The organism is Methanoculleus receptaculi (genome assembly GCF_033472595.1).
In the GTDB taxonomy this organism is placed as follows: domain Archaea; phylum Halobacteriota; class Methanomicrobia; order Methanomicrobiales; family Methanoculleaceae; genus Methanoculleus; species Methanoculleus receptaculi.
In genome coordinates this window covers 217,610-242,137 of record NZ_CP137642.1, presented here as the reverse complement: position 1 = coordinate 242,137, position 24,528 = coordinate 217,610, and the positions used below count along the sequence as shown (strand labels likewise).

27 protein-coding genes and 1 tRNA gene are annotated in these 24,528 nt (G+C 59.4%); 17 read left to right on the top strand and 11 right to left on the bottom strand.

Annotated features, from left to right (window positions below):
- Positions 1-23: 23 nt before the first annotated feature.
- Together tfrB and tfrA are read right to left on the bottom strand one after the other, a co-directional pair.
- Positions 24-1,487: a fumarate reductase (CoM/CoB) subunit TfrB gene (tfrB, locus tag R6Y96_RS01295; protein WP_318621689.1), complete on the bottom strand. Its 1,464-nt coding sequence runs from the start codon at positions 1,485-1,487 to the stop codon at positions 24-26.
- Positions 1,484-3,115 (bottom strand): fumarate reductase (CoM/CoB) subunit TfrA, encoded by a 1,632-nt coding sequence (gene tfrA, locus R6Y96_RS01290; protein ID WP_318621688.1) that lies wholly within the window; start codon positions 3,113-3,115, stop codon positions 1,484-1,486. Before tfrA ends, tfrB begins: the two co-directional genes overlap by 4 nt.
- A 72-nt stretch (positions 3,116-3,187) precedes the next feature.
- On the opposite strand from tfrA, the gene R6Y96_RS01285 reads away from it, so the two are divergent.
- Both R6Y96_RS01285 and purM read left to right on the top strand, forming a co-directional pair.
- Positions 3,188-4,648: an aspartate kinase gene (locus R6Y96_RS01285; RefSeq protein ID WP_318621686.1), complete on the top strand. Its 1,461-nt coding sequence runs from the start codon at positions 3,188-3,190 to the stop codon at positions 4,646-4,648.
- On the top strand, positions 4,626-5,618 hold the full coding sequence (gene purM / locus R6Y96_RS01280) for a phosphoribosylformylglycinamidine cyclo-ligase (protein WP_318621685.1): 993 nt from the start codon (positions 4,626-4,628) through the stop codon (positions 5,616-5,618). The genes R6Y96_RS01285 and purM overlap by 23 nt, the downstream gene beginning before the upstream one ends.
- 143 nt (positions 5,619-5,761) lie before the next feature.
- Here the strand turns inward: purM and R6Y96_RS01275 are convergent, their stop codons facing one another.
- Genes R6Y96_RS01275 through R6Y96_RS01265 form a run of 3 tightly spaced genes read right to left on the bottom strand, consistent with a single transcriptional unit; the run spans position 5,762 to position 7,215 of the window.
- Positions 5,762-6,289, bottom strand: coding sequence for a ZPR1 zinc finger domain-containing protein (locus R6Y96_RS01275; RefSeq protein WP_318621684.1), 528 nt, complete (start codon positions 6,287-6,289; stop codon positions 5,762-5,764).
- The gene (locus R6Y96_RS01270; protein ID WP_214022825.1) at positions 6,290-6,667 is read right to left on the bottom strand and encodes a cell division protein SepF; all 378 of its coding nucleotides are present in this window, start codon (positions 6,665-6,667) and stop codon (positions 6,290-6,292) included.
- Positions 6,668-6,717: 50 nt separating this feature from the next.
- The gene (locus tag R6Y96_RS01265) at positions 6,718-7,215 is read right to left on the bottom strand and encodes an RNA-binding protein (protein WP_318621681.1); all 498 of its coding nucleotides are present in this window, start codon (positions 7,213-7,215) and stop codon (positions 6,718-6,720) included.
- Between the two features lie 99 nt (positions 7,216-7,314).
- Between R6Y96_RS01265 and R6Y96_RS01260 the strand changes: the two genes are divergently transcribed.
- From R6Y96_RS01260 to purF, 3 genes are read left to right on the top strand one after another with little or no spacing between them, the layout of a single operon-like run.
- Positions 7,315-7,542, top strand: a complete 228-nt coding sequence (locus R6Y96_RS01260) for an LSM domain-containing protein (RefSeq protein WP_214022823.1) — start codon at positions 7,315-7,317, stop codon at positions 7,540-7,542.
- A gap of 15 nt (positions 7,543-7,557) precedes the next feature.
- The gene (locus tag R6Y96_RS01255; RefSeq protein ID WP_214022822.1) at positions 7,558-7,740 is read left to right on the top strand and encodes a 50S ribosomal protein L37e; all 183 of its coding nucleotides are present in this window, start codon (positions 7,558-7,560) and stop codon (positions 7,738-7,740) included.
- 9 nt (positions 7,741-7,749) lie between these two features.
- Entirely contained in the window at positions 7,750-9,186 is a 1,437-nt protein-coding gene (purF, locus tag R6Y96_RS01250; RefSeq protein ID WP_318621679.1) for an amidophosphoribosyltransferase, read from the top strand.
- A 121-nt stretch (positions 9,187-9,307) separates the two neighbouring features.
- Here the strand turns inward: purF and R6Y96_RS01245 are convergent.
- A tRNA-Met gene (locus R6Y96_RS01245) sits at positions 9,308-9,382 on the bottom strand.
- A 122-nt stretch (positions 9,383-9,504) separates the two neighbouring features.
- On the opposite strand from R6Y96_RS01245, the gene trxA reads away from it, so the two are divergent.
- Positions 9,505-9,921, top strand: coding sequence for a thioredoxin (trxA, locus tag R6Y96_RS01240; protein ID WP_318621678.1), 417 nt, complete (start codon positions 9,505-9,507; stop codon positions 9,919-9,921).
- Here the strand turns inward: trxA and R6Y96_RS01235 are convergent.
- From R6Y96_RS01235 to R6Y96_RS01225, 3 genes are all read right to left on the bottom strand, one after another.
- Entirely contained in the window at positions 9,918-10,265 is a 348-nt protein-coding gene (locus R6Y96_RS01235) for a 4a-hydroxytetrahydrobiopterin dehydratase (protein ID WP_318621677.1), read from the bottom strand. The genes trxA and R6Y96_RS01235 overlap by 4 nt on opposite strands.
- A gap of 73 nt (positions 10,266-10,338) precedes the next feature.
- Positions 10,339-10,908, bottom strand: coding sequence for a flavodoxin family protein (locus tag R6Y96_RS01230; protein ID WP_318621676.1), 570 nt, complete (start codon positions 10,906-10,908; stop codon positions 10,339-10,341).
- A 3-nt stretch (positions 10,909-10,911) separates the two neighbouring features.
- Positions 10,912-12,015, bottom strand: a complete 1,104-nt coding sequence (locus R6Y96_RS01225) for a DUF362 domain-containing protein (protein WP_318621674.1) — start codon at positions 12,013-12,015, stop codon at positions 10,912-10,914.
- 415 nt (positions 12,016-12,430) lie between these two features.
- Between R6Y96_RS01225 and R6Y96_RS01220 the strand changes: the two genes are divergently transcribed.
- Both R6Y96_RS01220 and R6Y96_RS01215 read left to right on the top strand, forming a co-directional pair.
- Positions 12,431-13,723 carry an ATP-binding response regulator gene (locus R6Y96_RS01220; RefSeq protein WP_318621673.1) on the top strand — a complete coding sequence of 431 codons (1,293 nt, stop codon included), beginning with the start codon at positions 12,431-12,433 and terminating at the stop codon, positions 13,721-13,723.
- Between the two features lie 271 nt (positions 13,724-13,994).
- Positions 13,995-14,189, top strand: a complete 195-nt coding sequence (locus tag R6Y96_RS01215) for a CxxC-x17-CxxC domain-containing protein (RefSeq protein ID WP_318621671.1) — start codon at positions 13,995-13,997, stop codon at positions 14,187-14,189.
- A 95-nt stretch (positions 14,190-14,284) separates the two neighbouring features.
- Here R6Y96_RS01215 and purE read toward each other — a convergent pair whose 3' ends face one another.
- Positions 14,285-14,683, bottom strand: coding sequence for a 5-(carboxyamino)imidazole ribonucleotide mutase (purE, locus tag R6Y96_RS01210; protein ID WP_318621669.1), 399 nt, complete (start codon positions 14,681-14,683; stop codon positions 14,285-14,287).
- Between the two features lie 136 nt (positions 14,684-14,819).
- Between purE and R6Y96_RS01205 the strand changes: the two genes are divergently transcribed.
- From R6Y96_RS01205 to R6Y96_RS01190, 4 genes are read left to right on the top strand one after another with little or no spacing between them, the layout of a single operon-like run.
- Entirely contained in the window at positions 14,820-15,950 is a 1,131-nt protein-coding gene (locus R6Y96_RS01205; RefSeq protein WP_318621667.1) for a pyridoxal-phosphate-dependent aminotransferase family protein, read from the top strand.
- Positions 15,947-16,408 carry a riboflavin synthase gene (gene ribC, locus R6Y96_RS01200; RefSeq protein ID WP_318621665.1) on the top strand — a complete coding sequence of 154 codons (462 nt, stop codon included), beginning with the start codon at positions 15,947-15,949 and terminating at the stop codon, positions 16,406-16,408. The genes R6Y96_RS01205 and ribC overlap by 4 nt, the downstream gene beginning before the upstream one ends.
- Positions 16,409-16,464: 56 nt before the next feature.
- Positions 16,465-16,872 carry a 6,7-dimethyl-8-ribityllumazine synthase gene (gene ribH, locus R6Y96_RS01195; RefSeq protein ID WP_214023191.1) on the top strand — a complete coding sequence of 136 codons (408 nt, stop codon included), beginning with the start codon at positions 16,465-16,467 and terminating at the stop codon, positions 16,870-16,872.
- Entirely contained in the window at positions 16,869-17,999 is a 1,131-nt protein-coding gene (locus R6Y96_RS01190) for a pyridoxal phosphate-dependent aminotransferase (RefSeq protein WP_318621664.1), read from the top strand. Before ribH ends, R6Y96_RS01190 begins: the two co-directional genes overlap by 4 nt.
- A 6-nt stretch (positions 18,000-18,005) precedes the next feature.
- Here the strand turns inward: R6Y96_RS01190 and R6Y96_RS01185 are convergent, their stop codons facing one another.
- Positions 18,006-19,658 (bottom strand): tetratricopeptide repeat protein, encoded by a 1,653-nt coding sequence (locus tag R6Y96_RS01185; RefSeq protein WP_318621663.1) that lies wholly within the window; start codon positions 19,656-19,658, stop codon positions 18,006-18,008.
- A gap of 191 nt (positions 19,659-19,849) precedes the next feature.
- Here R6Y96_RS01185 and radC point away from each other — a divergent pair, with 191 nt between their 5' ends.
- The 5 genes from radC (at position 19,850) to R6Y96_RS01160 (ending at position 24,343) form a co-directional block, all read left to right on the top strand.
- Positions 19,850-20,521, top strand: coding sequence for a RadC family protein (radC, locus tag R6Y96_RS01180; protein WP_318621662.1), 672 nt, complete (start codon positions 19,850-19,852; stop codon positions 20,519-20,521).
- Positions 20,522-20,729: 208 nt separating this feature from the next.
- Positions 20,730-21,386, top strand: coding sequence for a YIP1 family protein (locus R6Y96_RS01175; RefSeq protein ID WP_318621661.1), 657 nt, complete (start codon positions 20,730-20,732; stop codon positions 21,384-21,386).
- Between the two features lies 1 nt (position 21,387).
- Positions 21,388-22,524: a COG1361 S-layer family protein gene (locus R6Y96_RS01170; protein ID WP_318621660.1), complete on the top strand. Its 1,137-nt coding sequence runs from the start codon at positions 21,388-21,390 to the stop codon at positions 22,522-22,524.
- A 5-nt stretch (positions 22,525-22,529) separates the two neighbouring features.
- A complete protein-coding gene (locus R6Y96_RS01165; RefSeq protein WP_318621658.1) occupies positions 22,530-23,201 on the top strand; it encodes an ABC transporter ATP-binding protein in 672 nt (223 codons plus the stop codon).
- Positions 23,198-24,343, top strand: a complete 1,146-nt coding sequence (locus R6Y96_RS01160) for an ABC transporter permease (protein WP_318621657.1) — start codon at positions 23,198-23,200, stop codon at positions 24,341-24,343. The genes R6Y96_RS01165 and R6Y96_RS01160 overlap by 4 nt, the downstream gene beginning before the upstream one ends.
- Positions 24,344-24,528 lie beyond the last annotated feature (185 nt).

Here is a 24,528-nt window from a genome sequence, read left to right as displayed (position 1 = left end):
CGGCTTGAACCCCGGCGAATCGCTCACTCGGATACCTCCTGCTCCGCGTCCTTCTTCCTGTAGCCCTCAAGCAGGATCGTCGTCAGGTTCTTCACCGGAACATCCGTGCAGTCGGCGATGTGGAACTCGCAGAACGGGCAGACCGTCACCACCACGTCCGCCCCGGTTGCCTTCACCGCCTCACCGCGCATCGCCCCGAGGGCCATCGCCTCCTCCGGCACCCCCGAACGGACGCCGCCACCGGCACCGCAGCACTGCACCGGCATCTCCACAAACTCCTTCACGGCCTGCCGGAGCAGTTCCCGCGGCTGTTCGCGGATCCCCTGGCCCCGCAGGAGGTGACAGGGATCGTGGTAGGTCGCCCGGACATCGAGCTTCGCTGGGGGCTCGATCCCGTACTCCGTCAGGACCTCGGTGACATCTTTGACCACGAATGGAGTCTCATAATCGTTCTTAAGCGTCGCCCCGCAGCCGGCACAGATCGTCATCACGGTCTCTATCCCGCGGCTGGCGAACGCCTCGATGTTTCTCTCTTTCAGGCCGTCCACGATCGACGTCTGTCCCGTCCTGATCAGCGGCGACCCGCAGCAGACCTGCTCGTGGGGTATGATCACCCTGATCCCGTTGCGCTTCATGACCTCCATCGCGTCAAGCGCCGTCTGCGGCACCCGGCCGTTGAACATGCACCCGACAAAGAACCCAACCTCGCCGCGGACCGGCCCATCGGGCTCGATCACCTCCGGCACCTGCTCAAGGAACGTGACCCCTGTCCGTTCGACGCTCCGTCCCGTCTCCTGCACCAGCCGGCCCACCTCCCTGTGGCGTGGGAGAGTCAGCCCGCGTCGGTTCGCGAGTTCCCGGAGTTTCTCGATGGCCTTGCCCGGGATATCGATATCCTTCGGGCAGACCTCCACGCAGCGCTTGCAGGTCGTGCAGTAGAAGAGCCCTTTCTTGATGGCATCGGTGATCCGGTCGCCGGAATCCCTGGGATCGAGGGCAAGCCGCATCTCCTGGCGGATCACCGTCGGCCCGGCGAACTCCGTCACCAGGAGCGCCGGGCAGGCGGAGACGCAGCAGAGACACTCGATGCAGTCCCGGAGCGGTTTTATCTCCTCGATAACCTCTCTCGGTGGGAGTTCCCCGTCCGGTCTCGGGCATATCCTGGCGATCTTAGCGATCACCGGTTCCATGTCAACCACCAGGTCTTTAAGGACGGGGAGCGCCAGCGGTTCGACTATCATCCCGTCGCGCGCCTCCTCCATACAGGCAAGGACAGGCTCCCCGTCGACGCGGACGGCGCAGGTCCCGCACTGCCCGGCCCCGCAGCAGTAACGGTAGGCTAGCGTCGGGTCGAGGTCGTCGTGGATGGCGTGGAGTGCGTGGAGCACCCTCGCGCCCTCGTTGACCCGGACGGTATATTCTTCAATGTGCGGTTCCGCGTCCTCTGTCGGGTTGAAACGCGAGACCCTGACTCTGATCTCTCTCATGCTGCCACCTCACGCCGCTCGATCCCCTCCCGCGTGAGCGAGATGTATGTATGTCCAAACGGCGACTTTGCCGGATCGGTCACGACCCCGGCGTCCAGCCTCATGTGGGCGCCACGGTTCTCCGGTCGCAACAGTGCGCAGCGGATTATCAGGGAGGCTGTGGTGCACATGTTCCGGATGGTGCAGCACTCAGCGAGGTTATCGTTAGATGCCGCGTAGAGCCGCCGGTCAGAGAGCCGCCGGACCTGCATCAGGGCCGTCCGGAGTTCGGCGGCATTTCGAAAGATTCCGGCCTGGTTCCACATCGTGAGTTTCAGGTCTCTCCGAACATCCGCCGGGTTTATCACCCCGTCATAGAAACCGTCCACCGTCTTGAGGATCTCATCGACTCTCTTCTCGTCGATCCGGCCGCTCCGTGCCGGAGACTTCCCGGCGAACTCACCTGCACGTTTCCCGAAGACCTGTGTGTCGGCAAGCGCGTTCCCGCCCAGGCGGTTTGCGCCGTGCACCCCGCCGGCAACCTCCCCACATGCGAAGAGGCCCGGCAGGGTTGTCCGGCACTCAGGGGTGATCCGGAGCCCGCCCATGATATGGTGGGCTGTGGGCGCCACCTCCATCGGCTCCCTCCTGATATCAACGCCGAATGCGAGGAACTGCTCGAGCATCACCGGGAGTCGTGTCTCAATCGTCTCTTCTGGAAGGTGGGTCACGTCCAGGTAGACCCCGCCGCGGGCCGTCCCGCGCCCCTCCAGCACCTCGGTTGCGATCGCCCTTGCAACCACATCCCGGGTGGAGAGTTCCATCCGCTCCGGGTCGTAGCGTCTCATGAACCGTTCACGCCGGGCGTTCAGAAGGAGACCTCCTTCTCCCCGGACTGCCTCGGTCACCAGCCGTCCCCGGGCATCGTAGGGGTAGACCGCGCCCGTCGGGTGGAACTGGACCATCTCCATATCGATCAGCTCCGCACCGGCGCGGTAGGCCATGGCAAACCCGTCCCCCGTCCCGGCAGCGGAGTTTGTGGAGATGTCGTAGACCTGAGTCCCACCGCCGGTTGCAAGCACCGTTGCGTCGGCCCGAAAGAGCACGACCTCTCCATCCCGATCGAGGGCGATCGCGCCGGCGATTGCACCATTCTCGTCGGTTAGAAGGTCGATTACGGTGACTTCCTGGTAGATGTGCGTATCCGTTGCATCCAGTCGTTCAAGGAGTGTCATGACGATCTCGTGCCCGGTCCGGTCGCCGGCGTAGCACGTCCTGGGGAACCGCTGTCCGCCAAACGGTCTCTGCGCGACCCGACACTCGGCAGTCACATCGAAGACGGCGCCCCACCGGATGAGGTCGTCCATCCGCTCCGGGGCCTCGCGAACCAGGACGTCCACGAGTTCGGGGTCGTTGAGGTATGCCCCGCCTGCAAGCGTATCCTCGCGATGGACATCGATCGAGTCCTGGTCGCGCAGCACAGCGTTGTAGCCACCCTCCGCCATCGTCGTGCACCCCCCCTTGCCGGCAATGGTCTTGGAGACCAGGACAACATCGCCGTAGCGGGATGCCTCGATGGCAGCCCGGATACCAGCGCCGCCGCTTCCGACAACCAGCACGTGCGCGTCCACAATCTCGTCTACAAGCATCTTATTAGTCGATGCGTTGTATACTATCATAAAGTAATTGCAGGGGATAAGTGAGCCAGAATGAGGCTTTTGATGAAATTTGGCGGCAGTTCTGTCGGGGAAGCGGCATGTATCCAGAGGGCCGCAGATATAGTTGAATCACACCATGCGGCAGGAGATGAGGTTGCGGTGGTGGTGTCGGCATGCTCCGGGATCACCGACCGGATCATCGCGGCGGCCGATGAGGCCGCAACGAGCAGTGAAGAGCCAGCGATCGGTGAATTCATCTCAGCGCTGCGGGAGCGCCACATCAGGCTCCTGGAAGCAACAGCCCCGGATCACACCCGCGGGGTGACGGAGATGATCGACGATCTGCTGTGCCGGCTGCAGAACATCCTCACCGCGGTTCACACCCTGAAGGAGCTGACACCTCGCTCTCGCGATTACATCATCTCTTTTGGGGAACGACTCTCCGCCCCTATTTTTAGCGCAGCCCTCAGACAGCGCGGCATACCTTCAGTCGTCCTTGACGGCGCCGAGGCCGGGATCGTCACGACCGCAAACCACAGCGATGCCCGCGCTCTACCTCTGAGCGAGGAGAGGATCCGTGCCCGGGTAGCCCCGCTGCTCGCTAAGAGCGTTCCTGTTATCATGGGGTTCATGGGGGCGACCGAACAGGGTGTCATCACCACCCTGGGTCGGAGCGGGTCTGACTACTCGGCCGCCGTCATCGGTGCCGGGATCAGTGCCGACGAGATCTGGATCTGGACAGATGTCGACGGGGTGATGACCTCTGACCCAAGAATCATCGAGGACGCACGGGTGCTCGACGAGATCTCCTACCTTGAGGTGATGGAGCTCTCCTACTTCGGTGCAAAGGTGCTCCACCCCCGCTCGATCGAGCCCGCAATGCAGAAGGATATCCCCATCCGCGTCAAGAACTCTTTCAGACCAGATGCCCCCGGCACCATTATCCGCCGGGACAGACATCTGGAGAAGCGGGTGGTCAAGGCCATAGCCCTTATCGAGAAGGTGGCCCTGGTGAATGTCAACGGTGCCCAGATGATCGGCCGGCCAGGGGTTGCAAAGATGATCTTCGAAGCGCTTGCGGAGCGGGAGGTGAACATCATGATGATCTCCCAGGGTTCAAGCGAGGCGAACATATCCCTCATCATCGATGAGTCGCACCTCGACGCCGCTCTCGCCGCTCTTAACCCCATCCTGAAGCAGGGGGTCGTGCGCGAGGTCACCCATGACCGTGATGTGGTTGCACTTGCGGTAGTGGGTGCTGGGATGGCCGGCTCCCCCGGAACCGGGGGACGGATCTTCTCCGCGCTCGGCCGTGCCGGAATCAACGTGATGATGATCTCGCAGGGTTCAAGCGAGGTGAACGTCTCATTCGTTGTGAAAGCCGGGGATGGCAAGCGCGCCCTGCGGGTGCTGCACGACGAGTTCCGCCTGTCGGAGAACTCGGATGAGACAGAAGATGCCGCTGTATCGTCCCCCCAGTCACGAGATGGAGGCCCTGCCCATGCCAGAACACACCTACCGTGATGCCGGTGTCGACATCGACCTCGAGGCCCGGTCGGTGCGGGCGCTGATCGATAAACTTACCTACCGCAGAACCGGTGCGTTCTCAATGCTCGGGGAGGTCGGGCACTTTGCCGGGCTGATCGACTGCGGGTCATACGTCCTTGCACTCGCGGTCGACGGTGTCGGCACCAAGATGCTTGTTGCTGACGCGCTGCAGGACTGGCGGACGGTCGGGATCGATTGTGTCGCGATGAACGTGAACGACCTCTATGTGATGAACCTCGAGCCCGTGGCGTTCGTGGATTACATCGCGACCGATTCACTATCGCCGGAGAAGATGGCTCAGATCGGTGAGGGATTGAACGAGGGTGCCCGCCAGGCCAACATGAACATAGTCGGCGGCGAGACCGCCACCCTCCGGGGACTCGTCAAAGGCCTGGATCTTGCCGGGACGTGTCTTGGCGTCCAGAAGAAGGGGCGTGTCATAACGGGAGAGGCGGTCGCTCCCGGCGACGTGGTAATCGGTCTCCCCTCAAGCGGCATCCACAGCAACGGCCTGACCCTTGCCCGGAAGATCGTGGAGGAATGTGCTTCCTACGAGACCCCTCTCCCGAACGGTAAGACGCTGGGCGAGGAACTCCTGACCCCCACCCGGATCTATGCCGGAGCGCTCAGGGTGACGGAGGGCTGTAGCATCCACGGGATGTGCCACATAACCGGCGGCGGCCTCCTGAACCTGAAACGTCTCTCAAACTATGGTTTCTCCATCACCGACCCCATGGAACCCCCCCTCATATTCAAGTGGCTGCAGGAGGCCGGGGGTATCGGGACGGTCGAGGCGTACCGGACGTTCAACATGGGTATGGGCTACGCTTTCATCGCGCCTGCCGTGAGCGTGGCCACAATCCAGTCAATATTCCCGGACTCCCGGGTGGTCGGTGAGGTGACGGAAGAGCCTGGTGTGAGGTTGAAGGGCGTGGAGATCCGGTGACTGGTCTCTCTAGTATTTGATGGATCTCGGGAGGAAAGGTTGGCCTGGTCTCCCAAACCTTTCTTCAGGCCAGTTCAAGCAGGCGGTAGAAAAGCCCTCTCTCTTCCTTCACTGGATTGGCGGGGTTGGAAGCGGGAAAAAGGTCAGGTCTCCCCCTCTACCAGGACAGCCTTCTTGGCCTTATCGCTGACGAGCATGCTGTTCCCTGCCGGGTCCTCCAGGATGACGGTGAAGGGGAATGCCGCCTCCCTTGCGGCTGCGAGCGCCCCCTTTGCCCTGAGCGCGGCCTCTCGCTCGCCCTCGTTCTCAGGGTCTGCCAGGATCACCTCCACAGCCTCTTCAAATCGTGAGATAACACCTTCGATGTTTGTGATGAACCCTTCGCAGGCAGTGCCGGGCTCGATCGCCATGCCGAGTTCAGGTATCCTGATCGTTCCTGTAGTGCTCCTGACCACCCGTATGGATAGATCTTTGGGCTCCTTCACCTGCACCGTCCACCGAACGGGGTCGCCTTCCCCCAGTATGATGGTATCTGTATGCCGGTAGCCACAGGTCTCGCACGCTATTGAGACCAGGAGGAGGTCCGGGAAATGCGGGATCTCCAGACGGTGATGGGTGATCTGGATCTCACCGCCGCAGGCGGGACAGGTTCCAGAGTATGATTCCCGCACTCAGACGCCACCGCCGATCTTCTCGCGTGAGATCTTGACCGACATCGGCGTGATGATGACATACTTCTGTTCGCCGAGGCCGACAATATCACCGTTAACGTCCTTTGCCACATCGCGCAGGTCTTTTATGACCCGTTCAAACGTTACCTTGTCCATCTTCAAACGGCCGATATCGACGATGACGATGTTGCCGTTGTAGACCTCGTCCTTGACGCGGGGTGTATCCTTGAGGTCGGCGATGGTGGCGATCTTGACGTACATCGATGCTGGCTCTTCTTCGCTCGATACCTCGTAAGCGGCGAGATCGAGTTCCATGTAGTCCTCCTCACTCCGTGCCGGGCTTTTACCGAGGATGCTGTCGAAGATATTTTTAACCATAGAAAAACTGAGGAATGAGTTTTATTTAATAGTATCCATTATTATCGCCTTCAGACCTCCAGGTTCCAGAGATCGTCCCCGACGCGGTGGATGTTTTTAACGGATTTACCCTTCTCCTGTTGTTCCATATCTGCTGCACCAAAGAGCGCAATCCCCACAGCAAGCGGTTTGGAGTGCCTTTCATCGACGACCTGAACGGGGTGCCCTGCAAGGACGTCAGAGGAGATCGAGACTATCCCTGGGCGCATGATATCCGCGCCGTTAACGACAAATCTGACCGCGCCGGAATCGACCACCACCCGCCGTTCAGGTATCGGCCGCTCTACAAGCCCCCGAAGGCTCGGAAAGACCCAGTCTGCCGTGCCCATAAGGAACGGTCTCTTATCGACCAGGTAGATCTCGAATGGAGCATCGGTTTCAACCCGCTCGATCCGCTCAGAGCGGAAGAGGTCGGCGGATGCTCCGATCTCCTTGCCGAGGTGCTTCATAAGTTCGGTTGCCTGTGACTTCCGGATGACATGGCGTTTCTTTACGGTGATCTGTGACATCGCTCGATACCTCGTGGTGGGTGCAGCCAGTGCGGTTATATTTAAGTAGGTTCCTCACTCAAATATATTACTCCAGAATGGACGGCAAAAGGTAATCATATGACGCCAAGACCGTTGGATATTTTAGATCAGGTACTGAATCGTCAGCCCGTCATCATCAGTCTGAAGGGTGGAAGGGAGATCCGGGGGATCCTCCAGGGATACGATGTTCACATGAATCTGGTACTGGACAGGGCCGAAGAAGAAGTGGACGGTGTGACGCAGAAACTCGGCACGCTGATCGTCCGCGGTGATAATGTGATCTACATTACCCCATCAATCGAATAAACCTGGTGAGTGAGAATGTCAAAAGGCACACCTTCAATGGGCAAGAGGCAGAAGCATACCCACATCGCCTGCAGGCGGTGCGGCAAGATCTCGTTCCACGCGCGTCACAAGGTCTGTTCGGCCTGTGGTTTCGGCAGGAGCCGGAAGATCCGGAGTTATCGATGGACTGAGAAGAAACCGAAGGTACCGACGCACTAGAGTTGTATCATGTGTGGTATCGTTGGCATCGTCGATGCTGGCGGTGTCTCATTTCAGTTGTATTATGCCCTCTACGCTCTCCAGCACCGTGGGCAGGAGAGCGCGGGGATCTCTACTTTTGAAGGCGCAACCCTCTACACGCATAAGGCGCAGGGACTTGTTGCCGAGGTATTCAACCGGCATACCCTGCAGGAACTGCGGGGGAAAGCCGGAATCGGGCACGTTCGGTACCCTACAACCGGGTCGAAGATCCCTGAGAACGTCCAGCCCTTTAACTTCAAGTACCGCGGGCTGACCCTCTCGATCGCCCATAACGGCAATCTGGTCAACACGACCGAACTCCGGGGGGAGTATGAGCGCCGGGGACAGATCTTCTGCACCACCACTGATACCGAGATAATAGGCAGCATCATAGCCGACGCACTCCGTGCGTCAAAGAGCATGGAGGATGCCGTCCTGCTGTGCATGCGCCGGTTGCGTGGATCTTACGCCACGGTTGCACTCCTGAACGATGCCATCTACGCTTTTCGTGACCCGCTCGGGATCAAACCGCTCTGTATTGGTAAACTAGACCAGGGCTACATCGTCGCGTCGGAGAGCGTGGCGATCGATGCACTGGACGGCACATTCATCCGCGACGTGCGCCCTGGCGAACTCGTGCGCATCGATGAATCAGGGCTATCATCGACCCAGATCTCTACCGCGAACCGGAGGGCACACTGCATCTTCGAGTACATCTACTTTGCCCGTGCTGATTCGGTGATGGACGGGAAACTGGTCTACGACGTCAGGCGCCAGATCGGGCAAAAACTCTATGAAACAAGCCCAGTTGAGGCTGATCTGGTCTCTCCTGTCCCCGATTCAGGGACTGCCTATGCCGCTGGTTACGCAGAACGATCTGGGATCCCGTTCCTGGAAGGGTTGATGAAGAACCGTTACATGGGCAGGACGTTCATCATGCCTACTCAAAAGCAGCGGGATCGAGCGGTCAGGATCAAGCTCAACACCGTCCGTGGCAACCTGAAGAACAAACGTGTGGTCCTCGTCGATGACAGCATCGTCCGTGGGACAACCTCCCGGCGGATTGTGAAGATGATCAGGGAGGCGGGAGCAGACGAGGTCCACCTGCGGGTTGGTTCCCCGCCTATAATCGCCCCCTGTTATCTCGGAGTGGACATGCCCACCCGCGCTGAACTGATCGCAAGCGGCAGGGAGGTGGAGGCAGTTCGTGAGAGCGTTGGTGCGGCATCACTTGTTTACATCCCGCTTGAAGACCTGGTGGAGGCGACAGGGTTTGGCGAGCTGGACATCTGCACCGGTTGCCTGACAGGGTGCTACCCTGTGGAGATAGATGGGGAGAAGACCTCTCGCTGCGTTGTGAGTTATATGGGCGGTAGTCTCCAGTCCGATCTCTCAACATTTGATTCCGGGAAGGAAGAGACATAGTCTCTCATTCTTTCTAACCGTAATCTCCCTGAAACCGTGCAGCAGGCATCTCCTGGTTTGGGCCGGGGTCGATAAAAGAATGCTTGGATAAAACCTTTTTGAAACGCAGAAGAACCGATCATAGCGAGGGATGGATTTGAACCATCGGTCTACGGGTTATGAGCCCGTCGGGATTTCCTGACTACCCCACCTCGCTTCGCCCCTGTGGGATATACACTTCGTTCTCGGCTGTTATATACCTTTTGCAGGCTTACCTCTCTGCCACGCACACAGCGCATGGCCAATCATTTATAGGTGCTGAAGGCATAATTTCGCTGTATGGTAGGAGAGAGACCGTTTGACGATGAACTTCAGCGTCTGCGGGAAGAGCGTCTCCGGCAACTCGAGGAGAGGTTCACTGGCAGGCGTGGTGGTGTCATTGAGGTCACCGATGTGACCTTTGGAGAGGCTCTCCAGAAACATTCAGCCCTTGTCATCGACGTCTGGGCTGAATGGTGCGGTCCCTGCCGGATGGTGGCGCCGGTGATCGAGGATCTGGCGCACGATTTAGCCGGCAGGGTAACATTCGGGAAGTGCAATGTCGACGAAAACCCGCTCGTTGCGTCCAGTTTCAGCATAACAGCGATACCGACATTGCTCTTCTTTGCTAACGGAAAACTCGTTGACCGCGTGGTCGGGGCTCTACCTAAAGAGGCCATTAAGGCACGGATCATGCGTGCGTTTGGTCCCGGTTAGACTATCCCGCCACGCCGTCTGCGGAGCTGCTCTGAGAGCCGCGCAGCCATGATGAAGTCGTTCCTGGAGAGTCCGCCTATGGCGTAAGTGTACCAGGCAACCTCAACATACCTCTCCTCCTGGATGCTGAGATCCGGGAAGTGGTTCTCCCGCGCGGCAAACTCAGCAACTCTGTTCAGGAATGCCAGGGCTTCAGGGAATCCCTTGAATCCAAATCGAGCGGCGAGGCGCCCCTCCTTGAGTGACCAGCCTCTCACCTCCGGCAGGAGTTCGGTGATCTCCCGCCGGGTCAGAGGTGCTGTGTTCGCGACATCCGGCCTGATCGCCTCAGAGGAAAGATCCATGCTGTTTATTCTCCCAATTTGATCGATTCTGATGGTTCTGCAACGAGACCGTTTCCGGTGATAACGATCAAACTCACCGGAGTTTCCGGATCAGGTACGCCACGTTATCGGCGAATCGCCGCACAGTTCTCATCCCCTCCTCATCGGCCAGCGCCTCACCGGGCGCCTCCCAAAAGACCATGTTCCAGTATGTTGAACCGGGCACGATCATGTCGTTGATCAGGTAAAACATCAACAGTTCCTGGAGCGTTGCGGTATGCCCGCCGCGCCTGGCCACGGCGATAGGCCCGCCGACCTTCCGCGAGAGGAAGGAGTCCGAGGCCATCGAGACCATCCCTATCCGCTGCAGGGCTGCCGTGACATCACTGCGGGCGGTGCCAAAGTAGACCGGTGCACCCACGATGAAGCCGTCGGCCCCCCTGATCTCTTCGATGATCTCGTTTAAGTCGTCATCGAGAGCACATTCCCCCTCGCTGCAGAGCCCGCAGGCGGTGCAGGAGAGGATCTGTTTATCTGCAAGAGTGATGGTCTCCGTCTCCAGACCCCCCGCTTCGAGTACCTTTGCACACTCGCCGAGCACGAGTTCGGTGTTCCCCCTCCGTCTGGGGCTCCCGCAGAGCAGCACAACTTTTCCGGCTGACATCCTTCAGACCTCCACCAGGTGGTATGCCTCATCACCGAGTCCGATCCTGGCGGCGTAGGCGATCTGGTATCTACCCTCTGTATAGTCCCGGACTCCTTTAAACTTGTCTTCACCGGGAGCCAGATTCCTCTCAAGCAGTGTATGCGAAAACCCATGCTGGCTGTCTATTAGATCGAGGCTCGCGTGGTCGATCGCGACCGGGTCGGTGGAGGCCAGGATCCCGATATCCGGGACAATAGCCGCATCGCTCCATGGGACACAGTCACAATCCGGTGTGATGTTGAGGAGGAAGTTGATGTAGCCAGTTCTTCCCGGCCTGCTACAGACGGCGCCGAGAGCGTATTCGCAAAGTCGTTCGATGAACGGCCTGACCTCGGTCGTCCAGTCAAACTCGATCGCTCCCTCGGGGCAGGCTCGCATGCAGTCGCCGCAACCGACGCAACGCTCACGGTTGAGATGCGCCACCCCTTCAGAGAGGCCCATCGCCGACTGCGGGCAGACCTTTGTGCAACTCCCGCAGCCGATGCAGCGCTCGATATCAACGCAGGGTCTGGCGGCGTGTTGCACAGCCTTTCCTGAGGGTGGGGCGCACCCCATGGCAAGGTTCTTGATCGCCCCGCCAAATCCGGCAAGATCGTGGCCTTTAACGTGGGAGAGCACGATCATACTGTCTGCATCCAGGATGTTTCCGGCAATCCTGACAAATTTGAAGTGATTTCCATTGACCGCAACCTCCCTCCAGTATCCGCCACGGAGACCGTCGGCGATGATCACCGGTGCAGAGATGACAGAGTAGTCAAAACCGTGCTCGATGGCGGTGACGGTGTGCCTGACTGCGTCGGCCCTGCTTCCAGCGTAGAGTGTGGCGGTATCGGTGATGAAGGGCTGTGCGCCTCGCTCCTTTACCTTATTGACAACCTGCCGGGCGAAGAGGGGGTGGAGGTAGGTGTCGCAGCCACGCTCCCCGACATGCAGTTTGATGGCCGTAAGGTCATCGTGCCTGACCACACGGTCAAACCCGGCTGCGTCGAAGAGACGGCGGATCTTCTCGATCTTGCTCTCCCCCGGGCCTCTTGCTCTGAGGTTTGCAAAATAGACATCTGCCATTCGTTTTCTTCTCCCGCGTATCTTTGCGTAAGTTCTGGAGAGATCGGGGATAAACGTTGTGCCCGGTCGAGAACGGGAGTTTCAGGAGTCCGTGCTGCGAAGGTGTGAATGGGTGCGGTTCAGTGGGGTCATTACGCTGCGGCTGAGGGTGGTTTCACCTCGCGTGGGACCGGGAATCGAGACGGTCTACCTGCAAAACAGCCGTTATCACAAATATTAAGCAGCATGAGTTTGATATGGTCATTTCAGATTGTGCTCAACCTGAGGTGACAGGGATCCTGGAGTTCGGTTGTATCAGGTGGGTGGCACCGCCCGCGCCAGGTCAGAGGCAGGATGAGGATTTCAGGGTAATTGGGTATTTGGTGCAGCGATGGTGGAGGGAAGTGCTGTGGAAGTGAAACAGCGCAGGAGTGCAATGAACGTTCTCGTTGTGGAGGATAGCAGGACGCAGGCCGAGTTTATCCGCCAGATCCTTGAGACCGCGGGCTACAATGTCATACTGGCGGGCAACGGTGCCGAGGCGATAAAGCAGGTGGAGACTGCGAGGCCGGATATCGTCCTGACCGACATCCTGATGCCGGGGATTGATGGCTACGAACTCTGTCGCCGTATAAAGCAGCAGAACCCGGATCTCCCTGTCATCATGGTCACCGTCCTCTTTGACCCTGCCGACGTCCTGAAGGGGCTTGCGGCCGGCGCCGACAGTTTCATAGTCAAACCTCCGAACCCGGAACACGTTTGCTCCCAGATCGAGGCCGTAATGCGGGGACGGGAGATGGTCGGCGCCACGGAGGATGCGGAAGAACTGGAAATACCCTTCAACGGCAGTACCTACACCATCAAAGCCGGAAAACTCCAGATCGTGAACACCCTTCTTTCAACCTACACGATCGCGGTGGCGAAGAACGCTGAGCTCCACAAGGTGCAGTCGCAGCTGAGATCTTTAAACAGTCAGCTTCGGCGGGCTCTCGATGAGATCTCGCTGAGCAATGAGAATCTTGCCGAGGAAAACCTTACCCGGCGGCGTGCCGAGAAGGCGCTTGCTGAGGCCAGCAGGAAACTTCAGTTGATGGCGAGCATCACCCGCCATGACCTCTTAAACCAGCTCTCCGTTCTCTGGGGGCATCTCGACCTTGCCCTGGCACTGCATGATACAGATCAGGTAAACGCCTGGCGCCACGTTGAGAATGCCGTAGAGATGGTGAAACGGATCAACAACACCCTCCAGTTCACGGCCGATTACCAGGGAATCGGGACATCTTCTCCCGCCTGGCAGGAGATCCGATCTCTTGTGGAGGCGGCGGCCGGTTGCGTCTCGCTCGGCACGGTCTCTCTTGAGAACAACATCCCGCCGGGGGTGGAGGTCTTTGCCGACCCCCTCATCGAGAGGGTCTTTACAAACCTGATCGATAACGCGCTGCGCCATGGGGAGAGGGTCACCAGGATCTCTTTTGGCCTGAAACGGGGTGGAGATTCATGTGTCATCTTCTGCGAGGACGACGGTGTGGGTGTTCCGGTCGATGAGAAGGAGAAGATATTCTCCTATGCCTACGGCAAAAACACCGGTCTTGGTCTATTCCTTGCGCGGGAGATCCTCTCAATAACTGGTATAACCATCAGGGAGACCGGAAACCCCGGTGAGGGGGCGCGGTTTGAGATGATCTGCCCTCCAGACATGATCCGCGCACCGGTGTCACAGACAGGGTAAACGTCTGGAACTCCAACCACGGTTAACGCGGGACAGCACCTGAAACCGGGAATGCCGTCACTCCGGGGCACTCTCTCATTGACCTGCCCCCTCCCTTCGGCCGTTCCTGGAAACGATTCATCAAACCCTGGCACATGAGTTCCTTGGCACTCGCGCTACCAGGACGCGCTCATGGTCCCCGGAACAACGGGACGGCAAAACAGTTGATGAACGGTGCATCTGCATTTATATACAATCCGGTCAGATATGTACCTGCAGCGTTTCTACCTGCATGAGACATCCAATGGAATATAACAGAGGAAACAGAAATTTCGGCGGTCCCAGGAACTTTGGCGGCCCCCGTGAAATGACGAAAACCATTTGCTCGGACTGTGGGAAGGAATGCGAAGTTCCTTTCAAGCCGACCGAAGGAAGACCAGTTTACTGTCAGGACTGCCTTCCAAAGCACAGAAAACCCCGGTTCTAAACCGGCTCCACTCCTTTTTCATCAGCACCCTTTCCAGGATCGCTCTAGCCTAATCACTCTATTATATATGGCAAGCCGGCGCACTGCTGAAAGATTCAGTCCGGGGCGCGCCCGGCTTTGAGGATCCGTATTGCGAGAAGAGCGGCGTTCTCCCCGTTGTCCACACCGACGCAGGCCACCGGGACGCCTTTTGGCATCTGGACGATCGAGAGGAGGGCATCAAGACCCAGCAACTTCCCGCTCACAGGAACACCGATCACCGGGCGATCGGTCTTTGATGCTATCACCCCTGGCAGGGCCGCCGAAAGTCCGGCGATGGCGATGAAGACCCGGGCATCACTCCCCTTCACGTAATCGTCCAGGTTCTCCGGGTCACGGTGGGCTGAGATCACCCGGTAGTCGTAGGAGACGCTGTGTTCCTTCAGGGTTGCAAACACCTTCTCCGCGACGGGGCCGTCCGAGGCGGAACCGCAGATCACCGCGACGTCAACCATACCTCATTTCAGTATGCCCCCCGCATCTTTTTCTCTCTGTCGGTATTGTACGGTGGTGAGTTTGATATGAAACCACATCCAAGTTCCTTGGAGGAACAGCGTCCGTCCAGAACGGGACAACACGGACTGATATCTCATGGAACAAGAACCACTCCTTATGATCCCCGGGCCGGTGCCCGTCCCGCAGCGGGTGCGCGCCGTCATGACACGGCAGGCCATCAACCACAGGGGCCCCGAGTTCGGGGCGGCGTATGCGGACACCGTCCGCGTGTTAAAGAACCTCTTTGGCACCGCAAACGACCTCTACATCATCAGCGGTTCGGGAACGGCGGCGATGGAAGCCGGTGTCGCAAACTTCGCGCGGGATAGAAAGATCGTCTCGCTTGTCAACGGCAAGTTCGGCGACCGTTTCGCAAAGATCGGGCAGCGGTACGGCACCGTGACCGTGCTCGAGTCCGAATGGGGGACGCCGCTCGACCTCGCGGCCCTCGAACGGGAACTTGAGGCCGGTGCTGAGGCTGTTACGATGGTTCACAACGAGACGAGCGCCGGGATCAGGAATCCCGCACCCCAGGTTGGCAGACTTGCCCGGAAGCATGACGCCCTCTTCATCATGGATGGCATAACCTCTATCGGTGGCGACGACGTCCGAATGGATGAATGGGGTGTTGACGTCGCGGTTGTCGGGTCGCAGAAATGTCTTGCTGCCCCGGCGGGTCTTGCCGCCATCGCTGTGAGCGACCGCGCATGGGAACGCATCTCGGATAAAAGACCGTTCTACCTGGATATGGCCGCCTATCGCAAGAGCGGGAAGGCCACCCCGATGGAGACACCCTACACCCCGGCCGTCCCGCTATTCCTCGCGCTTGCTGAGGCATGCAAGATGATCGAGGAGGAAGGCATCCCTGCCCGTATTGCCCGCCACCGCCGGATGGCCGACGCTGTCCGTGCCGCGGCGAAGTGCTGGGGCGTCGACCTTTTCCCGAAGATCGACGAACACCACGCCTACTCGAACACCGCCACTGCCCTGCGGATCCCTGAAGGTGTCACCGATGGAGATCTCCGGGGAACCGTCAAGAAGTTCGGCATCGAGATCGCCGGAGGTCAGGATCACCTCAAGGGCAGGATCTTCCGCATCGGCACCATGGGCGGTGTCGGGGCGCAGGAGATCCTGGCTACCCTTGCCGCGGTCCAGTTTGCCCTCAGAAAGTCAGGGTTTGCGGCCGGTGACGGAGTGGAAGCGGCTGCCGGGGTGCTGGTGGGATGAAGATCGGGATCGCTGATACCACGTTTGCCCGGGTGGATATGGGCGGGATCGCCATAGATGAGATCCGGAAGCACGCAAGCGTCGGGATTGAGCGATACGTCGTCCCCGGGATCAAGGACCTGCCGGTGGCCTGCAAAAAACTGATCGAGGAGCGCGGGTGCGACCTGGTGATGGCGCTCGGGATGCCCGGGAGTGCGGAGAAGGACAGGGTCTGTGCTCACGAGGCCTCACAGGGCCTGATCCTCTGCCAGCTCCTGACAAACAAACATATAATCGAGGTCTTCGTCCACGAGGACGAGGCAAAAGACGCAAAGGAACTGGCATGGCTGATGGAGCAGCGGACGAGAGAGCATGCGGTGAACGCCGTTCGGCTCGCGCTCCGCCCGAAAGATCTTGAGAGGCTTGCTGGAACCGGCCAGCGGCAGGGGTTCGAGGATGTCGGCCCCGCACGTCCATGATGAAAGAGAGGAGTTATCACGAACCGGTGCTACAACACTGGAAAAGGAAGATTGAGATGACGGTAAAACTTGGATTTGTCGTCGCGGAGTTCAACCGCGACATCACCTACATGATGGAGATAGAGGCCAGAGAGCACGCCAGGTTCCTTGAGGCGGAGGTTCTCGATACGATCTACGTCCCCGGGGCATACGACATGCCGCTTGCGATCAAGAAGTTGCTTGGGCGCAGCGATATCGATGCGGTTGTCACCATCGGGTGTGTCATCGAGGGCGCCACCCAGCACGACGAGATCGTCGTCCAGCATGCTGCGCGAAAGATCATCGACCTCTCCCTCGAGTTCGATAAACCGGTCTCTCTCGGCATCTCCGGCCCGGGGATGACCCGTATGGAAGCAACCGAACGGATCGATTACGCAAAGCGTGCCGTTGAGTCGGCCGTGAAGATGGTCCAGCGATTGGCATGAGGAGCCTATCGGAGAAGGTTGCGGGTATAGCCGCCTCTGCAACGATCGAGATCTCGAACGCCGCAAAGCGGATGGCCGCGGAGGGTATCGATGTCATCAGTCTCTCGATCGGGGAACCGGACTTCGATACGCCGGAACACATAAAGGAGGCCTGTATCGACGCCCTCCGCCGGGGGGAGACCCACTACGCCCCGAGCACGGGTATACCTGAGTTGACGGCCGCGATAGCCCGGAAAACCTCCACCGAGAACGGGTTTTCCGCATCTCAGGATGAGGTGCTGGTCACCTGCGGGGCAAAAGATGCCATCCACCAGGCGATGGAGGCCGTGCTGAACCCGGAGGACGAGGCGCTCATACTGGACCCTTCCTGGGTCTCCTACGAACCCTGCGCCAGGCTTGCTGGCGCCGGTGTCCGGCACCATGCGCTTGACAGCGTGGCCTTCCAGGTCGACGATACACTCCTTGAGGCCGTCAGTTCCCGGACAAAGATGATCGTTGTCAATACCCCTTCGAACCCCTCGGGTGCGGTGCTTGATGCAGACTCGCTCCGGCTCATTGCCGATCTCTGCAGTGATCATGACCTGTATGCACTCTCCGATGAGATCTACGAGAAACTGGTCTACGGGAAGGAGCACATCTCCCTCGCCTCACTTCCAGGAATGGCGGAACGGACGATCACGGTCAACGGGTTCTCGAAGGCCTACGCGATGACCGGCTGGCGGATAGGCTACGCCGTTGCTCCCCGGCCGATCATCCGGCAGATGGAGAAGGTGCAGCAGCACACCGTATCGCACCCGACGACGTTTGCGATGTACGGCGCCCTCGCTGCCCTCCGGGGCAGCCAGGATTGCGTGGAGACGATGCGCCGTGAGTTTGAACGGCGCCGCGATTACCTCGTGCCGGCGCTGCAGGACCTTGGCTATACCACCGCCCCTGCAGACGGGGCGTTCTACGCCTACATCAATGTGGCTGGCGACGATATGGCGGTCGCCCGGTCATGGCTCCAGGACGCGCACCTGGCTGTCACACCCGGCACCGCGTTTGGCACACCCGGCTGGATCAGGCTCTCCTACGCCACCTCGATGGAGAACCTCAAGGAGGCGGTTGAGCGGATAGCGCGGGTTTAGCACCGATTAACCCCGCTGCAACCGCTGCAGCCTCATGTAGCACTTGGCCGCCTCGACAGGTTGGTCAAGGTTGATGAGAGCCGCCGATTTTCCTTTGAGCGCCCCGGTATCGTCAGGGTTCACCTCCAGAACCCGGTCGTAGCACTCGACCGCCTCCTCATAGCGTTCCAGGAGCACGAGAGCGTTGCCCTTTGTTGTCCAGACCTCGAGCCTTGCGGGATCGATCTCCAGCGCGTGCGAGCAGCAGGTGACTGCCTCGCTGTAGCGCCCCAATATGAAGAGCGCGAGGGCCTTGTTGTACCAGGCGTCAGCGTTCTCCGGGTGGGCCCGCAGTTCCCTGTCGTAGCAGGCGAGGGCTTTATCGTAGTGTGAGAGGACCGAGAGAACGTTTGCCTTGTTGCTCCAGACCTTCAGGTTATCGGGTTCAATCTCCAGGGCGCGTTCATAGCAGATGAGCGCCTCCTCGTAGCGTTCAAGGCGATATAATGCGTTGCCGTAGTTGTTCCAGGCGATGACGTTCTTTGGGTCCTTCTCGACGACGGCGCGGTAGCACTCGATCGCTGACCCGTAGTCCCCGAGGGCGTAGTAACTCTCGCCTCGGTAGTATTCGGCGTCGGGATGATCGGGCTTGAGCCTGAGAGCCTGGTTGAAACACTCTATTGCATCCTCGTAACGTTTCAGGAGTGTGTAGAGCATTCCTTTCTGGTACCAGATCTCTGCATCGATGGCGTTCTCCCGGATCGCCCGATCAAAGCAGGCAAGCGCAAGGTCGTAGCGTTTCAGTTTCTTGAGGACGATGGCCTTGCGGTACCAGATCAGGGGGAAATCCGGGTTGATCCGGAAGGCGCGTTCGAAACTATCGAGCGCCTCCTCATAGCGCTCCAGGTTCTGGAGCACCAGGCCGCGATTATACCATGCCTCCTCATCATCGGGCCGGATGCTGAGTGCGCGATCAAAGGAGGCGATTGCCCCTTCGTAGCGATGGAGGGCTGCAAACGTGCAGCCCCGAGCATACCAGGCGTCCGCGTGCCCAGGGCTGGCGGAAACGGCCCGGTCGAATGAGATGATCGCGTCTTCGTAGCGGAAGAGGAGGATCTGGATCGTCCCTTTTGCATACCATGCGTTTACGTTACCTGGATCGAGCGTGAGGACGCGATCATAGCAGTCAAGCGCCGCATCGTAGCGGCGTTCGGAAGCAAGCGCGGTTCCACGGGCAAGCCAGGCCTCAACACGGTCGGGTTCGATCTTTACAACCCGGTCGTAGCACTCGATCGCCTCGAGTGTCCGGCCGATCCTTCGCAGGGCATGGCCGCGGATGAGCCAGGCGTCGGTGCAGTCAGGTGCGAGTTTCACCGCCTGTTCGGAAGAACCTGCCGCTTCGCCGTACTCCCCGAGGTCGTACATCGCCCGTCCCCTGGCCTGCCAGAACCTGGCGCAGGTCGGGTCGATTCTGATGGCCTGGTCGAAACACTCTGCCGCTTCCCGGTCTCGCCCGGCTGCAGCCAGGGCAACTCCCTTGTAGTACCAGAGGACGGCCCTATCACTGTCCTGGCGGATCGCTTTATCGTAGCACTCGACCGCCCGGTTGTACTGCCCCTCCCTAGTGTATGCGCGCCCCTTCCTGCACCAGGCCTCGACACTCTTCCAGGGAAGTTCCATCCTGCTGATGGATTATCGAACACCGCTTGAAAAGGATTTCGGTAGAACCCGTTTGCTCCCCAGATCCGGGACGGCGAGATCCCCCCGCAGCTGGGATCGGAGATGAGCCGTCCACCGCATCATTTGGCAACATATACATGCTCCTTCATCCAGATCAGGTTACAGAAGAACCCCGATCCGGCAGTGTAAGCATGAGAAAGAGGATGCGTGATACCCCAAACCACGACCGCCCGCGAGAGAAACTGGCCAGTCGGGGCCCGCAAGCGCTCAACGACGCTGAGCTGATTGCCCTCCTCCTCGGGCGCGGCACAAAGGAGCGGGATGTCTGGCAGGTTGCAAACGATGTCAGGAATTATCTGAAGGATGCCGGCGGCACCCCGTCCTATAGCGATCTGCTGGAGATAGAGGGTATAGGTTCGGCGAAGGCCTGTGAGATTATGGCCTGTTTTGAGCTCGGGCGTCGCTATCTTGCGGGCGATGGGGTTGCGGGGCAGCGTGTCCTATCTCCTGAGGATATCCTCCCGCTTGTTGCGGAGTGGCGGGGCAAGAAGCAGGAGTACTTCATCTGCATCACCCTCAACGGCGCCGGTGAGGTGATCGAACGCCGGGTCGTCACGATCGGGATCCTGAACCAGAGTCTGGTCCACCCCCGGGAGGTATTTGTTGATGCTATCACCGACCGTGCGGCTTCCGTCATCCTGGTCCACAACCATCCTTCAGGCAGCCTCGAGCCCTCCACGCAGGATCTCGGTATCACGCGGCAGCTTGCCGAGGCCGGGTCAATCCTGGGTATCCGGGTGCTCGACCACATCATCGTCACAAAGAACGGGTATGCGAGTTTGAAGGAACTCGGTCACCTGTAGCAACGGTGAGGGCAAAAGTTATATTTTTCTAACACAACGTCATATGCAGACAGCGCGTGAACCGATGGCGTCTGGCAGCGGGTCTCCCCGAAAGAACCACAAAAAGTTTGGCCTCGCCGTTGAAACCGGAGATAGAGGGGTCGAGATTCCTGTCGCCCGGCAAAGGTTTATCGCCTTAGTTAGGGCAGAATTATAAAGGTGTGGTGAAATGGAAACAGGTTTTCTTCAGGTGCTGCTCAATCCCGGGCGGTTCTTTGAGTCCCGCATGCAGAAAGACCCGAGCCTTAAGGTGCCGGCGCTTATAGCGCTTGTCTGCGGGCTTATCGGTGCGGTCTCGGCCTTAATGATGGCTGATATAACCGTTGCCATGCTGCCCGCCGAGACGAAAGGGCTCGGATGGCTCATGGTGGCGTTCTTCGTCGCCATTGCCTTCATAGGCGGATTCCTGGCCTGGATCATATATGGTTTTATCTTTCATATCATCTCCATGGCCTTCAAGGGTCAGGGTTCACTCAATCGGACGCTGGAGGTCACGGGTTATGGACTCCTCCCTCAGGTCTTTGGTGGCATAATCGGGTCGATCTTTTCATACCTCCTCCTCTCAGGTCTGACTGTCCCGGTCATGAGCAGTGCTGAAGAGATTGCGGCATTCTCCGAGAACCTGGTGACCGTTCTTACAACCGACCCACTGGCGCAGGTTGCAGGTATCGTGAGTATCCTCTTCGTGATCTGGAGTGCAAACATCTGGATCTTCGGCATGAAATACGCGAGGAACCTGTCGACAAGGGATGCGGCCCTCACCGTCGGGATACCCGTGGGCGTCTACATCCTCTATACGGTAATAACCCTTGCTGGATGGCTGTAAGATGAAAGATCTCTACATTTTCATACTGGCACTCTCTGTCGCACTGGCACTGGCTTCACCTGTCGCGGCCGCCACTGCGGATATCGCCGTCGTCTCCTCCTCCCTCGATCCGCCGGTCATGATGAGTGGGGATACCGGGACGCTCACGATCGTTGTCCAGAACAACGGTGCCGACCCGGTCGCGATCCAGAGTGCCAGGCTCTACGGCAAAGGAGTTGTGCCAACAACCGACCCCTACCTGGCGGTCGGGGAGATCGGTGGAGGGAACACCAGGTCGTTCACCTTCACCGTCCGGGCTGACGCCGGGGAAGGGACGTTTTATCCCACTTTCGTCCTTGACTTCCGCGACGGTGGCAGTTTACGCAACCCTGTCCTGATCCAGGTCGAGGACACCCCGCTCAGCATCTCCATGGTTAAAAAGCCGGATGCCTTTTCCGAAGGCCGGACAGCCGGGATCACTCTCATGGTCGGCAACCCCCGGCCGAACGCTGTCTCCGGTGTCCAGGTGGTTCCGGAGGGGACGGGTTTTTCCGTCACCCCCACCAGTGGTTTTGTCGGCGGGCTGGAGCCTGACGCTTCAGGAACCGTCACCTTCAACCTGACGCCGGAGACGGAGACGGACGTCACGTTCCGGGTGGTCTGGCGCAACGGGATAAACACCCACACAACTGACCTGGTGCTGCCGGTCACGTTTGGCGAGGACAAGAAACGGGCCAACCCGGTCATCACCAACGTCGAGGTCACGCCTATCAGCGGCGGTTACCGGATCGTGGGCGATGTCATGAACGCCGGCCTCGAGTCGGCACGGTCGGTGATGATCGCCCCGGCCTCGCCTGCGATCCCGATCGACCCGTTCCGTGTCTACGTTGTCGGGACACTCGATCCCGACGATATATCATCGTTTGAGGTGACGCTTCGGGTCGATGCTGCTGTGGAGGATGTCCCGCTGGTCGTCGAGTACCGGGACGACGATGGAAACCTCTACACCAGCACGAGAACGGTCGGGCTTGGCGGCGGCACGGTGGCACCGGTTAAGGAGCAGGAGAGCGGCGGGTTCCCTGTCCTCGGGGCTGTGGTCGTCCTCCTGATCGCGCTCGGCGTCGCGGGGGCAATCTACCACTCCTGGAAGCGGACGTAACGACGATGCCGGTCATAAGTTTCGAGAACGTCACCAAGGTTTATCCCCTCCCGGCGGGCGACGTGGTGGCGCTTGACGGTGTCGATATCGCCATTGAGGAGGGTGAGTTCGTCCTCATCATGGGCCCCTCGGGGTCGGGGAAGTCGACCCTCCTGAACATCATGGGTTCGCTCGACGTCCCGACCTCGGGCGAGGTCACCATCGCCGGGAGAAAGATCAGCAGGATGGACGACGACGACCTGACGTTGCTGCGGCGTGACCATATCGGGTTCGTCTTCCAGCAGTTCAACCTGATCCCGCTTCTTTCGGTCGTGGAAAACGTCGAGTACCCGCTCATCCTGAAAGGACGGCAGAACGGTGCCAGGAAACGGGCAGAAGAGGTTCTGACGGCGGTCGGGATCGCAGCGACCCACTTCAGCCACAAACCGGGTGAACTCTCTGGAGGGCAGCAGCAGCGCGCGGCGATCGCCCGTGCTCTCGTCAACGACCCTGACTTTCTCCTCTGCGACGAACCGACCGGGAACCTTGACTCGAAGACAGGAACCGCGATCATGGATCTACTCTCCCGGATGAACCGCGAGGAGGGTAAGACCGTCGTCATGGTCACCCATGACATCCGGATGACCGAGTATGCCGACCGGACGATCCACCTCGAGGACGGGAAGGTGGTGGCATGACCTTCTTTGATCTCGCCGTTCGGAACATCAGGCGTCACTGGCTCAGGTCGTCGCTTGCGGTAATCGGGATCGTTATCGGCGTCATCGCTATCGCCACCCTGGGGATCATGGGCAACAGCATCGGTCTGATGTTCAGCGAGATGGTCACCGATGTCGGCGACACCCTGATCGTCTCGCCGGCGGCAGGCGTTGGCGGCGGAAAACTCACCGATCGGCAGGTGAGCGATATAACCAGGGCGGTCGGGTCCAACGTGGTCATACCCTTCTCGACCACCGCCGATAAGGTCACTGTGGGTGAAAAAGAGAGTGTGGTGATGATCTATGCCATCCCCGCCGAGGATATCCCCCTCCTCCTCGAGAAAGAATCGGGGAATTACCCCCGTGATACAGGCGGTGGATGCATGATAGGAAGCCAGGTTGCCGCAAACAGCCGGGAGAACGGTCTGAAACTCGGCGCCAGGGCCAGGATCGGCGGCGATACCCTCCGTGTCGTTGGGGTGCTCAAGGAGCGGGGGCTCGGGTTTGATATCAACCCGGACTACTCCATCATCGTGCCCTACTCCTGGTACTCGAACCACTATGATGAGGAAGATTACGACCAGGTGATCGTGAAGGTCCGGGATATTAACGACCTGGACGCGGTCAAAGAGGCAATCGAGCAGAAGATGAACCGTCGTGAGGATGTCGTCAACGTCATGGATACGCGGGGGATCCTGGAGAGCATCTTTGCGGCTACAGATGCCATCACCGTCTTTTTAGCCGGGATCGGCGCGGTATCGCTCGTCGTAGCCGGTGTCTCGATCCTCAACGTGATGCTGATGTCGGTCACCGAGCGGACGAAGGAGATCGGCATCCTGCGAAGCATCGGCACCCGGCGGAAGGAGGTGATGCGGATGTTCATCTACGAGGCGCTCATCCTGGGGTTTGTGGGTGCCGTCATAGGCGGGGTGCTCAGTTTCTGCGCGGGGTATGTGACGACTGCGGTCTTTGTCGGAAACCCCGATTACCTCTTCCATCCAAAAAGCCTCGTCTACATCTTCTTCGGGATGGCGTTCGGGGTCTTCACAAGTGTGGCCTCCGGCCTCTATCCGGCCTGGAAGGCGGCGCACTTAAACCCGATCGAGGCGTTGCGCTACGAGTGAGTGCCCAGGCCTATACACCGCTCTTTTTCCCGATTGATATCGTCACGGAAAGGTTTGAGGGGATCGTCGATCGCCCGTGGCGCACCCCTTCGTGGCCATTGTGACCGGTGAAAGAAGGCAGAGCGCCTGGATCGGTGCCGTAGCCCACGCACCTAGCGAGGATGACTCTAGCGGGGTGGTCTGTC